General features: G+C 64.3%; 11 protein-coding genes and 1 other RNA gene. 9 read left to right on the plus strand and 3 right to left on the minus strand.

What is annotated here, in order from left to right:
- Positions 1-48 precede the first annotated feature (48 nt).
- Positions 49-693 (minus strand): L,D-transpeptidase, encoded by a 645-nt coding sequence (locus tag RCO31_RS08770; RefSeq protein ID WP_308967925.1) that lies wholly within the window; start codon positions 691-693, stop codon positions 49-51.
- Between the two features lie 523 nt (positions 694-1,216).
- On the opposite strand from RCO31_RS08770, the gene RCO31_RS08775 reads away from it, so the two are divergent.
- The 4 genes from RCO31_RS08775 (at position 1,217) to RCO31_RS08790 (ending at position 6,375) form a co-directional block, all read left to right on the plus strand.
- Positions 1,217-2,506: an extensin family protein gene (locus tag RCO31_RS08775; RefSeq protein WP_308967926.1), complete on the plus strand. Its 1,290-nt coding sequence runs from the start codon at positions 1,217-1,219 to the stop codon at positions 2,504-2,506.
- 441 nt (positions 2,507-2,947) lie between these two features.
- Complete coding sequence (locus RCO31_RS08780) at positions 2,948-4,765, plus strand: ABC transporter ATP-binding protein (protein WP_308967927.1); 1,818 nt, start codon at positions 2,948-2,950, stop codon at positions 4,763-4,765.
- A gap of 111 nt (positions 4,766-4,876) precedes the next feature.
- Positions 4,877-6,013 carry a thiolase family protein gene (locus tag RCO31_RS08785; protein WP_308967928.1) on the plus strand — a complete coding sequence of 379 codons (1,137 nt, stop codon included), beginning with the start codon at positions 4,877-4,879 and terminating at the stop codon, positions 6,011-6,013.
- Complete coding sequence (locus RCO31_RS08790) at positions 6,010-6,375, plus strand: OB-fold domain-containing protein (RefSeq protein ID WP_308967929.1); 366 nt, start codon at positions 6,010-6,012, stop codon at positions 6,373-6,375. Before RCO31_RS08785 ends, RCO31_RS08790 begins: the two co-directional genes overlap by 4 nt.
- 69 nt (positions 6,376-6,444) lie before the next feature.
- Here the strand turns inward: RCO31_RS08790 and rnpB are convergent.
- Positions 6,445-6,890, minus strand: an RNA gene (gene rnpB / locus RCO31_RS08795) — RNase P RNA component class A.
- Between the two features lie 64 nt (positions 6,891-6,954).
- On the minus strand, positions 6,955-7,806 hold the full coding sequence (locus RCO31_RS08800; protein WP_374991452.1) for an N-acetylmuramoyl-L-alanine amidase: 852 nt from the start codon (positions 7,804-7,806) through the stop codon (positions 6,955-6,957).
- Positions 7,807-8,268: 462 nt separating this feature from the next.
- Here RCO31_RS08800 and rsmH point away from each other — a divergent pair, with 462 nt between their 5' ends.
- The 5 genes from rsmH to RCO31_RS08825 are packed head-to-tail and all read left to right on the plus strand — an operon-like array spanning position 8,269 to position 14,337.
- Positions 8,269-9,291, plus strand: coding sequence for a 16S rRNA (cytosine(1402)-N(4))-methyltransferase RsmH (gene rsmH, locus RCO31_RS08805; protein WP_308967931.1), 1,023 nt, complete (start codon positions 8,269-8,271; stop codon positions 9,289-9,291).
- 4 nt (positions 9,292-9,295) lie between these two features.
- Positions 9,296-9,673: a hypothetical protein gene (locus tag RCO31_RS08810; RefSeq protein WP_308967932.1), complete on the plus strand. Its 378-nt coding sequence runs from the start codon at positions 9,296-9,298 to the stop codon at positions 9,671-9,673.
- Positions 9,670-11,412 (plus strand): penicillin-binding protein 2, encoded by a 1,743-nt coding sequence (locus RCO31_RS08815; RefSeq protein WP_308967933.1) that lies wholly within the window; start codon positions 9,670-9,672, stop codon positions 11,410-11,412. The genes RCO31_RS08810 and RCO31_RS08815 overlap by 4 nt, the downstream gene beginning before the upstream one ends.
- Positions 11,413-11,452: 40 nt before the next feature.
- Complete coding sequence (locus RCO31_RS08820; protein ID WP_308967934.1) at positions 11,453-12,901, plus strand: UDP-N-acetylmuramoyl-L-alanyl-D-glutamate--2,6-diaminopimelate ligase; 1,449 nt, start codon at positions 11,453-11,455, stop codon at positions 12,899-12,901.
- Positions 12,898-14,337: a UDP-N-acetylmuramoylalanyl-D-glutamyl-2,6-diaminopimelate--D-alanyl-D-alanine ligase gene (locus RCO31_RS08825; RefSeq protein ID WP_308967935.1), complete on the plus strand. Its 1,440-nt coding sequence runs from the start codon at positions 12,898-12,900 to the stop codon at positions 14,335-14,337. The genes RCO31_RS08820 and RCO31_RS08825 overlap by 4 nt, the downstream gene beginning before the upstream one ends.
- Positions 14,338-14,346: the final 9 nt, after the last annotated feature.

A 14,346-nucleotide genomic window follows, 5' to 3' on the forward strand; every position in this document is an offset into this window, starting at 1 on the left:
GGGCCCTCTTGTCCGGCGCGAACAGAGAGCGGTTGGCTCACTTATGCGTCAGTTCACTTCTGCGCGACGATCCATCGGCTTGACGATCACCTTGGTGCCGATGCTGACGCGAGCATAGAGATCGGCCACGTCCTCGTTCGTCATGCGGATGCATCCTGACGAGACGCGACCGCCGATGCTGGATGGATTATTGGTGCCGTGAATGCGGTAGATGGTGCCGCCGAGATACATGGCGCGCGCACCGAGGGGGTTGCCGGGGCCGCCGGCCATGAAGCGCGGCAGATATGGTTGACGGGCGATCATTTCGGTCGGCGGCTGCCAGTCCGGCCATTCGGCCTTCTTCGAGATCGATTGAACGCCGGACCAAGTGAAGCCTTCGCGACCGACGCCGATGCCGTAACGGATCGCGCGGCCACCGCCCAGTACGTAGTAGAGATACGTGTTGGGTGTATCGATGACGACGGTACCGGGCGCTTCGGAACCTTGGTAGGCGACGATCTGACGCTTGAAGCGCGCGGGCACTTGACTCGCGTCCGCGTCCTCCTCGACCTGTGGCAGCGGTTGCGGATAGCTGAACGGATGCAGCGGCGCGGAGTGTCCGGGCGCAGCCAGTGTCAGGGTGAGGGCGAATGCGCCGAGCGCTGCTGCGGCAGCCTGGTTCTTGCGTCCGAAAATGCGTGTGAGGTTGAACATGGCCGAGTCCCTGTTTTGAGTGCCGTGCTCGCCTTTGCGGCGTGTCGTTGGACTCTCAATAGGGCGTCGCCGTTTCGCGATTTTTTCGTGTGCGCCGTAAAATGGTTTCGTCAGCGTGACGAAGTGTTTCGTGCACATGAAAAATCCGGGCCTCGCGCTTCACGCGCGTCCCGGATCTGCAATTCGTGAGCTTCAGTCGCTGCTTATCGTCCGTTCAGCGTTAGATCATCCCAAGCACGATGGCGCAGACAAACGCGAACGCAGCATACGCGGCGACGACGTTGAGTTTCGCGACGAAATTCATGGGAACTGCTCCCGGCTCGTGATGCTTGCTGGTCTCCTCTGCCTCTGCCTGAGACCCAAGGCTACCAGGGTGGAATCGGCCTAAAAGTCAGGGCCACTGCTCCATCCGCTCAAGAACGCGTGAACACGTTAATCGTTCCCGACCGGCCAACATGGTAAAAAATGAATGAAAACAACGTATTGACAGGTCCTTAAATAAATTTGCGCAAAACTGCGTGCCATGACGCGCAGAGTTCCCTGGTATCTCGTTGGCTCGCTCGTCCTCGTATCGCTTGCAGGATGCGGCCGCGGTTTCTTCACCGTGGAGCGCGATGCATGGCGTGCCGAGGCGGAAGCCGCCTGTATGAAATCCGGCACGATCAAAGAGAGCGCGACTGTGGTCCGCGTCTCGCCGATTTCCGGCCCCGGCGCCTGCGGTGCGGAATTTCCGCTGAAAGTCGCCGCCCTCGGCAGCGCCGTCGCAATGAGCTACATGGGCGAGTTGCGCCCGCCGGGCCGCATCCCCAATGCGTCGAGCCAGCCGCGCTGGCCCATCAATCAGCAGCCCAATAACCGGCCGATGTACGGTTCCCAGCCGGTGGCGCCCTATCCGTCGCAGGCCGCCCGCGCTCCGTCCTACGATCCGCAGCCGCAGACCTATCCGTCGCCGCAGGTGCCGATGTCGTTGCATGCGCCAGGCCAAGTACCGCCTGACGATGAAGACTCGGCAGCATTCGAGCACTCGCAGGGGGGCTATCCGCGCGGGCCCCGGCCGCCCTCGGAAGGTCAGCTCTATAGAGAGTCGCCGCGCCTCGGTGCGCCGACCAATGGCGCTCCGAGCGGTCCTTCGCCGCGCGAGCCATATTCGAGCACGTCGCCCGCGCCGCCGCTGCCGCGGCTCGGGCCCGAGCGCAACGATCAGGTCGCCTCAATCGGACCGGTGGCGTTCAAGCCGGCCGCGACGCTCGCCTGTCCGCTGGTGTCTGCGCTCGATCGCTGGATCATCGAGTCGGTTCAGCCGGCAGCACTGCGCTGGTTCAACCAGCCGGTCGCCGAGATCCGGCAGATCTCGGCCTATTCCTGTCGCGGCATGAACGGCAATTCCAATGCGCGCATCTCCGAGCACGCGTTCGGGAATGCGCTGGACATCTCGGCTTTCACGCTTGCCGACGGACGGCGCATCTCGGTGAAGGACGGTTGGCGCGGGCTGCCGGAAGAGCAGGGTTTCCTGCGCGATATTCAGGGCGCCGCCTGCCAGATGTTCAACACGGTGCTCGCGCCCGGCTCGAACATCTATCACTACGACCATATCCATGTGGACCTGATGCGCCGCTCCTCCGGCCGCGCGATCTGCAATCCGGCGGCGGTATCCGGCGAACTGATCGCCGCGCGTGCGTCGGGCGGCCGCTACGTAGGACGTGATCCCGCTGTCACCGGCTCGATTGGCGCGAAACGACGCGCGCTGTCCTATCGCCCCAGCGCCGACGACGGCATTGAGGACGAGTCCCACATCAAGGACAACGGCCGGTAAGGCACGAGCGCCGCGGCCCCGCGCCACAATCGAAAACAACTGGTCGGCGATTTCGAAACAAACGTGCGCCGAGACAGGTTCGCTGATGCGCTGTTGCATCGATTGCTATGCAAATGCGGTCGTCGACGATCCGCGTGTTGCCAAATCGTCGACTCGGGCGTATCACCTTCGGCATTCCAGTAGTGAACCGAGGAGGACATGCATGATTTCGATGTATTTGCTTGTCGCTCCTTCGCGCGCGTCCGGTTTCGTATCCGGCCGCATGTCCGGTCTCTTGGACAGCAGCGCAGCCGCTTAGGCTTTCCGGTTCGTTTCGGTCGGGTCTGACGCCCCGACCTTCTTCCAAATCCAGAATTCTACTTTGGTGCCGTCGGGCGTGCGCGCCCTTTGGCGCCGCAATCGAATGGAGCCGGCTTGCGTTTGGCGCAGCCGGAACGTGTCATGATCGATAAACGCAAAGACCGTCCCACTGCGATCCGCGCGGTGCTGCGGTTCATCTTCCGTCACTGGCGCAATCAGCCGTGGCTCGGCACGGGCATTTCGCTGGCGATCGTCGGCGCGACCGTCTCGGATGTGTTCATGCCGCTGTTCGCAGGCCGATTGGTCGACGCCATCGCGCTGGGCGCGACTGATTTCGAGGCCGGCAAGGCGGGCGCGATCACGGCCTTCGCCGCGATCATCGCGCTCGGCCTCGCGCAAGTGACACTTCGTCATCTCGGCTTCTGGGGCATCGTGCCGTTCACGCTGCAAGTGATGTCGGATGTTTCGCGCGACGCGTTTCACGTTGTGCAGCGCTTCTCCACCGACTGGCACGCCAACAGTTTTGCCGGCTCGACGGTGCGCAAGATCACGCGCGCCATGTGGGCGGTGGATCTGCTCGACGACACGGTGCTGCTGGCGTTGCTGCCGTCGGTGGTGGTGCTGGCCGGCTCGACGATCCTGCTCGCCTTGCATTGGCCCGCGCTCGGCGCCGTGATCGCGGTCGGCGCGATCGCCTACATAGCGATGACGGTGTGGTTCTCGACCCAGTACATCGCGCCGGCGGCGCGGCTGTCGAATGCGTGGGACACCAAGGTCGGCGGCACGCTCGCCGACGCCTTGACCTGCAATCCGGTGGTGAAATCGTTCGGCGCGGAAGAGCGCGAGGACGAGAGGCTCGGGCGTGTGATCGGCAAGTGGCGCAAGCGCGTGCGGCGCACGTGGATGCGCTACACCGCGACGAGCACGATCCAGCTCGTGGTGCTGCTCGGCGTGCGCACGTCCGTGGTCGGCGGCGCGCTGCTGCTGTGGATGGCCGGCAAGGCGACGCCGGGCGACGTGACCTATGTGCTGACGAGCTATTTCGTCATCCATGGGTACCTGCGCGACGTCGGCATGCACGTCAACAACCTGCAGCGCTCGGTGAACGATATGGAGGAGCTGGTGGCGATCCATGACGAGGTGCCGGGCGTTCTCGATGCGAGCGATGCCAAGGTGCTCAGGGTCGCTGGCGGCAACATCCGGTTCGATCGCGTGACGTTCCACTACCGTGGACATCCGCTGCCGCTCTACCGCGACCTGTCGGTGGAGATCGCCGCCGGTGAGCGCGTCGGCCTGGTCGGACGCTCCGGGTCGGGCAAGACGACGTTCGTCAAGCTGATCCAGCGTCTCTATGACGTCACCGACGGGCAAATCCTGATTGACGGTCAGGACGTCTCGAAGGCGACGCAGGCCTCGCTCAGGCGGCAGATCGCGATCGTGCAGCAGGAGCCGATCCTGTTCCATCGATCGCTTGCCGACAACATCGCCTATGGCCGACCCGGCGCTAGCTTTGCGGCGGTTGTCGAAGCGGCGCGGCTTGCCAACGCGCACGAGTTCATCGAGCGGCTGCCGAAGGGCTACGGCACGCTGGTCGGCGAACGCGGCGTGAAGCTCTCGGGCGGCGAGCGGCAGCGCGTCGCACTGGCGCGCGCGTTCCTGGCGGACGCGCCAATCCTGATCCTGGATGAGGCGACTTCCAGCCTCGATTCGGAATCCGAGGCGCTGATCCAGGAGGCGATGCAGCGGTTGATGCACGGGCGCACATCGATCGTGATCGCGCATCGGCTGTCGACCGTGCGCGCACTCGACCGCATCCTCGTGTTCGACCGCGGCCAGGTCGTTGAGGAGGGCACCCATCGCTCGCTCGTCGCCGCTGGCGGCATCTACCGCGGGCTGTTCGAGCGGCAGGTGGTGGAGCTCGGCGGCACAGAGCTCGATCGCGCGTCCGCGGCGGGTTGAGCTGCTCGCCGTCATTCCGACACGTCGCATCAGGTCGGCTGGCCGACCTGATGCGACGAACCCGGAAAGTCGATATGAGTGGTGCGAAAATAACGGAGCGGGGGGAACGGCATGAGCTTCATCAGCGGCGTCGGACTGACGGCATATGGCAAGCATGAGGGCCGTTCGACGCTGGACCTGATGAGCGAAGCAGCGACGCTTGCGCTTGCGGACTCTGGCCTGAAGCGCAGTGAAATCGACGGCGTGCTGTGTGGCTACTCCACCACCATGCCGCACCTGATGCTCGCGACAGTGTTTGCCGAGCATTTCGGCATCCAGCCGAACTACGCGCATGCGATCCAGGTTGGCGGCGCGACCGGGCTGGCGATGGGCATGCTCGCGCACGAGCTTGTCGAGGCAGGCGTCACAAACAACGTGCTGGTAGTCGCCGGCGAGAACCGGCTGACCGGACAGGCGCGGGACTCGGCGATCCAGACGTTGGCGCAGGTTGGTCATCCCGAATTCGAGGTGCCGCTCGGGCCGACGATCCCGGCCTATTACGGCCTTGTAGCCTCGCGCTACATGCACGAGTTTGGCATCACCGAGGAGCAGCTTGCCGCGTTTGCGGTGCTGATGCGCAGGCACGCATGCCTGCATCCCGGCGCGCAATTTCACGACCCGATCATGATTGCCGACGTGATGGCGTCGCGTTCGATCGCGACGCCGCTGAAGCTGCTCGATTGCTGTCCGGTGTCGGACGGCGGCGCGGCCTTCATCGTCAGCCGCGAGCCGGTGAACGAGTTCGGCGTCCGCGTCATGGGTTGCGGGCAGGCGCACCGGCACCAGCACGTGACGCTTGCCGGTGACGTGACGCGGTACGGTGCGTCGGACGCCTGCGGTCGGGCGATGGCCGCCTCAGGCGTCGATCTCGGTGACGTCGACTATGCTGCGGTCTACGACAGCTTCACCATCACGCTTGCGATCCTGCTCGAAGAGATCGGTATCGCCAAGCGCGGCGAGGCGGCACTGATGGCGGCCAACGGCGAGTTCGAGATCACGGGAAGACTGCCGCTGAACACGCATGGCGGGCTGCTCTCCTACGGCCACTGCGGCACCGGCGGGGCGATGGCGCATGTGGTCGAGACGCATTTGCAGATGACCGGCCGGGCCGGGGTGCGCCAGGTGCGCGACGCGTCGCTCGCGCTTCTGCATGGCGACGGCGGGATTCTCTCGTCGCATGTCAGTATGTTTGTGGAGCGCGTGCGATGAGCGGTACATCAAAGCCGGTCGCCGACTGGACCAGCGGCGCCGAGTTGATCGCCTATCAGTCGTGCAGGGCGTGCAAACACATCTGGTATTTCCGCCGCGGCTTTTGCCCCGCGTGCGGCGCTGACGATGTCGCTGATCTGAAGGCGTCGGGCGAGGGCACCGTTTTCGCGATCTCCATTGTCACACGCGCCGCGACGGCGGAAGCGCGGGCGCACGTTCCCTACGCGGTCGTCCTCGTCGATGCCGCGGAGGGCTTCCGCATGATGGGCCACGGCGATCGTGACCTGAGGATCGCCGACAGGGTGAAAGCACGCTTCGAGAAGTTCACCGACCACATCGTGCCGTATTTCGCCAAGGTCTAGCACCTTGCAGCGCGCTGGATGGCAAACTGGCGAGGGGCCCGGCGTGTTCGCGCCGGACCCCTCGTTTGCAGCATCAGCCAGCCTGTAAGCCGGGTTCTGTAGGGCACCGCCGCTTGCGCGGGCGGTACGTGACGGCCATTCCTCTGGGACAACGCTTGCGCGCCGTCTCAAGCAACCTACCCGAACGGCAAGGCCCGACATGCCTCACAGGCGTTCGCTTTCGCGAACCTCCTGCTGCGCCGTTCCTATTCGGTCTTGCTCCCGGTGGGGTTTGCCATGCCGTCGTCATTGCTGACCACGCGGTGCGCTCTTACCGCACCTTTTCACCCTTGCCGCACCAAATGGAGACCACGTGGCGAGGCGGTTCGTTCTCTGTGGCACTTTCCCTGAGATTGTTCCGGCTCGCGCCGCAACAGCCTCGCCGGACGTTATCCGGCACCGCTTGTCGATGGAGCCCGGACTTTCCTCCCTCGCGGCCTTTCGGCACATGCGAGAGCGGCCGTCCGGCCGACTGATATATCTCAGATGAGGCTCAGGCCTGCCGCCGTCAAGCAGTGTTGTGCATAAGGTGGTAAATGCTTACGTGCGCGCGCCGTTTGCGCCGCGAGCCCTGAGCAGGTCGCGCAAAGTGGTGAGCGTCGAGGGATCGGCGATGCCGTCAACCCGCGCGGGACGGAAATGCCGCTGGAACGCGGCGACCACGTCCCGTGTGGTGCTGTCGTACTGACCGCTGGCGGTCACGCTGTAGCCGTATCCGGCGAGCGCTTCCTGCAGTGCCAACACGTCCGCGCCCGTCTCGCCGATCTGCAATGTTGGCCCCGGAACGATCTTCGCCGGCAGCACGTACAGGCCGACACCGGAATCGGCGAGCAGTTGCCATGGAAACTTCTCGCCCGGATCCTGCTTGCGGCCGGGGGCGACGTCGGAGTGGCCAAGGACACGCTCCCGCACGATGTTGCGGCGGATCATGATGCCCTTGCAGAGGGCGATCACGGCGGCGATCTGCCGGAGCGGGTAGGGAGGCAGGCCGTAATCGTGCCCGCCATTGACGATCTCGATGCCGATCGAGCAGGAATTGACGTCGGTGTCTGCGCCCCACGTCGCCGCGCCCGCGTGCCAGGCGCGCAGGCTTTCGGGGACGCACTGGATGATGCGGCCGTCTTCGCGCACGATATAATGTGCTGAGACCTCTGTTCCTGCGTTCGTCAGCCGGCGAATCGCGACTTCGGCATCCGACATCCCGGTGTAGTGCAGCACGATCATATCCGGCGCACGCTCGCCGCGCCGGTCGCCGTAATTGGCCGAGGGGATGACGTCGGAAACGACGGACGAATCAGGGATGAACTTCATTTCACTCGCAGCCCAGGGTGACGGCAACGCAATTCTGCGTTGAAACGTCGATGCAGCCTGCAAGAATTGGCCCTGGGACATGCACGTTCACAGCAGGATGATGTCGCCAGCAAGCTGTGCGCCGTGCGGCGACGGCCCACTAAAGCCCATCGAAGGTTGCCGTACAATCGCACGTCCGTGTGAATGGTGTGGATTGGTTAAGACCTGTGGCAGGGACGCCTATGCGCTATGCGCCTGAGGCGGACATGCAACGACTGGCACTACTGCGCCCTGTCAACGGTTCTTTAACGTTAACGGTTGTTACTGAGGAGTGAGCAAGCCGAACCGTGCAGGGGAGGCAGCAATGTGTTTGACGCCCCGAAACGACCTATGGCTGCAGCGACACACTTGCGCGCACCGGTTTTCCGACACCTCCCGCGCGGCGCGTTTTCCACAGCCGACGGCGTACGGAATCCCAAAAGTTTACGGGCGCTTAGGGACCGGCATGGCAGGTCCGGAGGTGGATGGGCGGCGCGCATCTCTGGCACGGAGTGGAGCAGGGGAATGATCGCGGACGGCGAAACCTCCGCATCGGGCCAGACGGCGCGTCATGTGTCTGTATTGCTGACACAGGCGATACGCCTGCTCGCACCTGAAGGCGATGGCATCTATGTCGACGCCACGTTCGGTGCGGGCGGCTACAGTCGCGCGATTCTTGCAATTCCCGGCACACAGGTGATCGGCATCGACCGTGATCGCACCGCGATCGCCGCCGGCTTCGATCTGGTCGATCGCTCGGACGGAAGGCTGGAGCTGGTCGAGGACCGGTTCTCCGAACTCGCCGAAGTCTGCCGCGCGCAGGGGCGCGATGCTGTCGACGGTGTCGTCATGGATATCGGCGTCTCGTCGATGCAGCTCGATTCTGCGGAGCGCGGCTTCTCGTTCCGTCTGGACGGACCGCTCGATATGCGGATGGGACACGATGGCCCCCGTGCGGCGGACGTGATAGCCGCGGCGCCCGCAAAAGATCTCGCGCGCATCATCACCGTTCTCGGCGAAGAGAAATTCGCCCGCCCTGTCGCCCGCGCGATCGTCGAAGCGCGGAAGGAGGCGCCGATTGCGACGACACGCGCTCTTGCCGACATCGTCTCGCGCGTCGTGCGGCAGCGTCCAGGCGAAATCCATCCCGCGACGCGAACGTTTCAGGCGCTGCGCATTTTCATCAACGAGGAGCTCGACGAGTTGCAGGCCGCGCTGCGCGGGGCGGAAGAAATTCTGAAACCTGGTGGGCGGCTGGTCGTCGTCTCGTTCCATTCGCTGGAGGATCGCATCGTCAAGACGTTCCTGGCCGAGCGCTCGCGCACCGGCGGTGGATCGCGGCATCAGCCGGAAGTCCATCACGCGCCGCCGAGCTTCAAGGTGCTGACGAAGCGGCCGCTGGTCGCCGATGACGAGGAGATCGCCGCCAATCCACGCGCGCGCTCCGCGAAGCTGCGCGCGGCCGAGCGCACCGACGCTCCGCCACAGCGAAGCGAAGGCGGAGAGCTTGGTCTGCCGTCGCTCGACGACGTGATGAGGGGAGCCTGACCTCATGCGCATCATCCACCTCTTCGTGATTTGCGCGCTGGTGTTCGCCGCCGCTTACGTCTACCGCATCAAGATGGAATCGACCGTGCGCACCGAGCGTGTGATCAAGCTGCGCGCCGATATCCGCACCGAGCGCGACGTGATCGCCCGCCTGCATGCAGACTGGGCGAAGCTCGAATCGCCGGGACGGCTGCAAGGTCTTGCCGAACGTCACACCAAGCTGCGCTTCATCGAGGCGACCCAGTACGACAACCTGAAGAATCTGCCGGAGCGTCCGCCGAGCTTCATCAAGCCGAACGATCCCGATCCGATCGGCACGATGATCGAGGCCGCTGATCCTGATCTCACGAGTTCGATAACGCAATCGGAGGCGCCGCGATGAGCCCCGAGACGCCCGCAGCGCAGCCTGCACGCGCCGAACACTGGCGGCAGCGGCTGATCCGCACGCTGCTGTACGGCAAGAACGTCGATCGTAACGTGAAGGCGCGGGCGCGTGTCGGCCTGGCGATCATCGCCTTCGTCTCGATCTATGCCATCATCGCCGGCAAGCTCATGTTGTTTGGTATCAGCGCCGAAAGTAACGAGGCCAGCAGGCGGGCCGCGCAGGATGCCACCGCGACGGCGCGCCCCGACATCCTCGACCGCAACGGACTGATCCTTGCAACCGACGTGAAGACCTCATCGCTGTTCGGCGAACCGCGGCGTCTGGTCGATCGCGACGAGGCCGTCGAGCTGCTGACCGGCACGCTGCCTGATCTGGAAGTCGCCGAGGTGCGGCAGCGCCTCGGCACTCGCAAAGGCTTCGTCTGGCTGAAGCGCGAGATCACGCCCGAGCAGGAGCGGCAGATTCATCGGTTGGGCATTCCAGGCATCGGCTTCCTGCGCGAGAACAAGCGCGTCTATCCATCCGGGCCCGTGGTCTCGCATCTCATCGGTCATGTGAACATCGACAACCAGGGCATCGCCGGCATCGAGAAATGGCTCGACAGCAACGGTCTTGCCGACCTGCACATGGCAGGCTTCGCCAACGACCGGCAGCAGGAGCCGGTGCAACTGGCGGTCGATCTGCGCGTCGAGCACGCGCTGCGCGATGAGCTCTTGAAGGCGAAGGAGAAATACAAGGCCAAGGCTGCGGCCGGGCTCGTCTCCAACGTGAAGACCGGCGAGATCGTCGCCATGGTCTCGGTGCCTGACTATGACCCGAACAATCCACGTGAAGCGAACGATCCGACCCGCATCAACCGCCTCACCACCGGCGTGTTCGAAATGGGTTCAACCTTCAAGGCTCTGACGCTGGCGATGGCGCTGGATTCCGGCAAGGCGACGCTCAACACCATGTACGATGCGCGCGGCTCGCTGCGCTATGGCCGCTTCAACATCCGCGATACTCATCCAATGGGCCGCGCGATCTCGCTTTCGGAAGTGTTCACCTACTCGTCGAACATCGGGGCTGCGCGCGTCGCGTTGTCGCAAGGCGTCGAGGCGCACAAGGCCTTCCTGAAGAAACTCGGGCAGCTCGACCGGTTGCGCACCGAGCTTCCCGAAAGCGCCGAACCGATCGTGCCGAAGCGCTGGGGTGAATTGAACACGGTGACGATCGCCTTCGGACACGGTCTGTCAGTGGCGCCGCTGCAGGCGGTGATGGGAATAAACGCGCTGGTCAATGGCGGTTACCTCATTCCGCCGACGTTGCTCAAGCGTAGCGAAACCGAGGCAATGAAGTTCGCCAAACAGGTGATCAAGCCGGAGACGAGCCAGAAGATGCGCCACCTGATGCGGCTGAATGCCGAGATCGGCACAGCAAAGAAGGCGGACGTCGCCGGCTATTATGTCGGCGGCAAGACCGGCACGTCGGAAAAGGTCGTCAACGGAAGGTATTCCCGCAAGCAGGTGCTCAATTCGTTCACGGCCATTATGCCGTCGGACAACCCGAAGTATCAGATCCTGATCATGCTCGACGAACCGCAGCCGCTTGCCGAGACGTATGGTTTCATCACCTCGGGCTGGAACACGGTACCGACCGGTGGCAAAGTCATCGCGCGCATCGCGCCGCTGCTCGGCCTGGAGCCGCGCTTCGACTTGCCGCCGTCCGAGCGCCTTATTCTTGCGGCAACAAGATAACCCGGTCGGCGCGAAAGGCACCTGACCTCTGGAAGGAAGAATGAAGCTTCACGATCTCCTGAACGACGATGCGGCGCCGGCCGCGGGCGCCAGCGAGATCGCTGTGTCGGGACTGGCTGTCGACAGCCGCTATGTGAAACGGGGCGACGTATTCTTTGCGCTCGCAGGAGCAAAGACTGACGGCGCAAAATTCATCGATTCCGCAATAGCGAACGGCGCGATAGCCATCGTGGGTGAGCACGCGCCGACCACCGTGCTGAGTGTGCCGTTCATCAAGGCTGCAAACGCGCGGCGCGCGCTCGCGCTTGCGTCCGCGCGCTTCTATCCGCGACAGCCGCAAACCACTGCGGCTGTCACGGGGACCAGCGGCAAGACCTCGGTCGCAGCTTTCACCCGGCAGATCTGGATGCAGAACGGATTCGACGCTGCGAGCATCGGCACGATCGGTCTGGTCTCGCCGAAGCGCACCGTTTACGGCTCGCTGACGACGCCTGATCCGATCTCGTTGCACAAGATGCTCGATGAGATCGCAGGCGAAGGCGTCTCGCATCTCGCGTTCGAGGCGTCATCGCATGGGCTCGACCAGCACCGGCTCGACGGTGTGCGCGTCGATGCCGGTGCGTTCACGAATCTGTCGCGCGATCACATGGACTATCATTCGACCGTCGAACATTATCTCGGCGCAAAACTGCGGCTGTTCACTGACCTCGTGCAACCCGGGGGGGCGGCGGTGATCGTTGCCGATCACGAGCATTCCGATGCGGTTGTCACCGCGGCGCGCAAACGGAGTCTGCGGGTGATGACGGTCGGCCGCAAGGGCGAGCACATTCGTCTGGTGAATGCTGCGATTGACGGCTTCGGCCAGATCATGACCGTCGAACACGAGGGCAAGACGACCCGGCTGCGACTACCTCTGGTGGGTGAATTCCAGATCGAGAATGCGCTGGTATCCGCAGGCCTTGCCATCGGCACCGGCACCGACGCTGCAAAGGCGTTTGCAGCGCTCGAGCGGCTGGAGGGCGCCAAGGGCCGGCTCGAGCTGATCGGCGAGAAAAATGGCGCGGCAGTGTTTGTCGATTACGCGCACAAGCCGGACGCGCTTGAGAAAGTACTGATTGCGCTGCGACCCTATGCCAAGCGCAAGCTTGTCGTCGTGTTCGGTGCGGGCGGCGACCGCGACGCCGGCAAGCGGCCGGTAATGGGCGAAATTGCCGCCAAAGGTGCCGACAGCGTTATCGTCACCGACGACAATCCGCGCAGCGAGGATCCTGCGGCCATTCGCGCGGCAATCCTTCGCGCTGCGCCGGGTGCGCGGGAAATCGGCGATCGCGCCGAGGCCATTCGCGTCACGGTCGCCGAGTTGCAGCCGGGCGACGCGTTGGTGATCGCGGGCAAGGGCCATGAGACAGGTCAGATCGTCGGCGACAAGACACTTCCTTTCAGCGATCACGATGCCGCGGCGGCGGCCCTTGCGGAGCAGGCGACATGAGCACAGCGCCGCTGTGGACCCTTTCTGCGATCGTCGAGGCGATGCGCGCCGGGCCGCGCGGGCCGGTGCCGGCCACAATCCCCGGTCTTTCCATCGATAGCCGGACGATCACCGCAGGCGAGGCCTACTTCGCCATCAAGGGCGACGTGCACGATGGCCATGCCTTCGTCGAGGCGGCGGTCAAGAACGGCGCGGGTGTCGCGGTCGTCGAACGCGCACAGGCGGACAAGTTCGCGGGCGATCTTCCGCTCCTCATTGTTCCTGATGTTCTCGACGGTCTTCGCGAGCTCGCGCGCGCATCGCGAGCAAGATTGAAGGGTCGGGTCATTGCCGTCACCGGTTCGGTCGGCAAGACGTCTACCAAGGAGGGCTTGCGCCGCGTGCTCGCAGCGCAAGGCGCGACGCATGCGTCGGTAGCCTCCTTCAACAATCACTGGGGCGTGCCGCTATCACTCGCCCGCTGCCCCGCTGAGGTGCGTTACGCCATCTTCGAGATCGGCATGAACCACGCGGGCGAGATCGAGCCGCTGGTGAAGATGGTGCGGCCGCATGTGGCTGTCATCACCACAATCGAACCGGTCCACCTCGAATTCTTCGGCTCGCTCGAAGCCATTGCCGACGCCAAGGCGGAAATCTTCTCCGGCGTCGAGCGGGGCGGCGCAGCGGTGCTCAACCTCGACAGCTCGCAGTTCGCACGGCTGCGCGATGCTGCACGGAAGGCCGGCATCAATCGCATCGTGACGTTTGGCGAGGATGCGGCGGCAGACGCGCGGCTGATCGACGTGTCGCTGCATGCAGATTGCTCGGCTGTGCATGCCAGCGTTCTCGGTCACGACATCACATACAAGGTTGGCGTGCCGGGCCGGCACATGGCAATCAACTCGCTGCCGGTGCTGGCCGCAGCATCGCTTGCAGGTGCCGACCTCGCGCAGAGTGCACTGGCGCTGTCGCAGATGCAGGCGCCGGCCGGTCGCGGCGTCCGGATCCGCCTCGGCGTGTCCGGCGGCGAGGCACTGTTGATCGATGAGAGCTATAACGCCAATCCGGCTTCGATGCGCGCGGCGATCAGCGTGCTGGGCAGCGCGCCCGTCGGTGCGCGCGGCCGGCGCATCGTCGTTCTCGGCGACATGCTGGAACTGGGGCCAACCGGGCCGGAACTTCATGCCGCGCTTGCAGAATCGCTGAAGGCGAACGCCATCGATCGGGTGTTTTGCTGCGGCCCACTGATGCGATCCTTGTGGGAGGCCCTTCCGTCGAACCTCCGGGGCGGCTATGCGGATAGCTCGGCGGCACTTGAACAGGATGTCGTCAGCGCGATACGCGCCGGCGACGCTTTGATGGTCAAAGGCTCGCTCGGCATGAAAATGAAACCGATCGTCGAAGCGCTGCGGCGCCGCTTTCCCGCACCGGGCGCAATCGACGACGTGGCCGTCTGAGGCGATACG

Source organism: Bradyrhizobium sp. LHD-71 (genome assembly GCF_031157255.1).
Taxonomy (GTDB): domain Bacteria; phylum Pseudomonadota; class Alphaproteobacteria; order Rhizobiales; family Xanthobacteraceae; genus P52-10.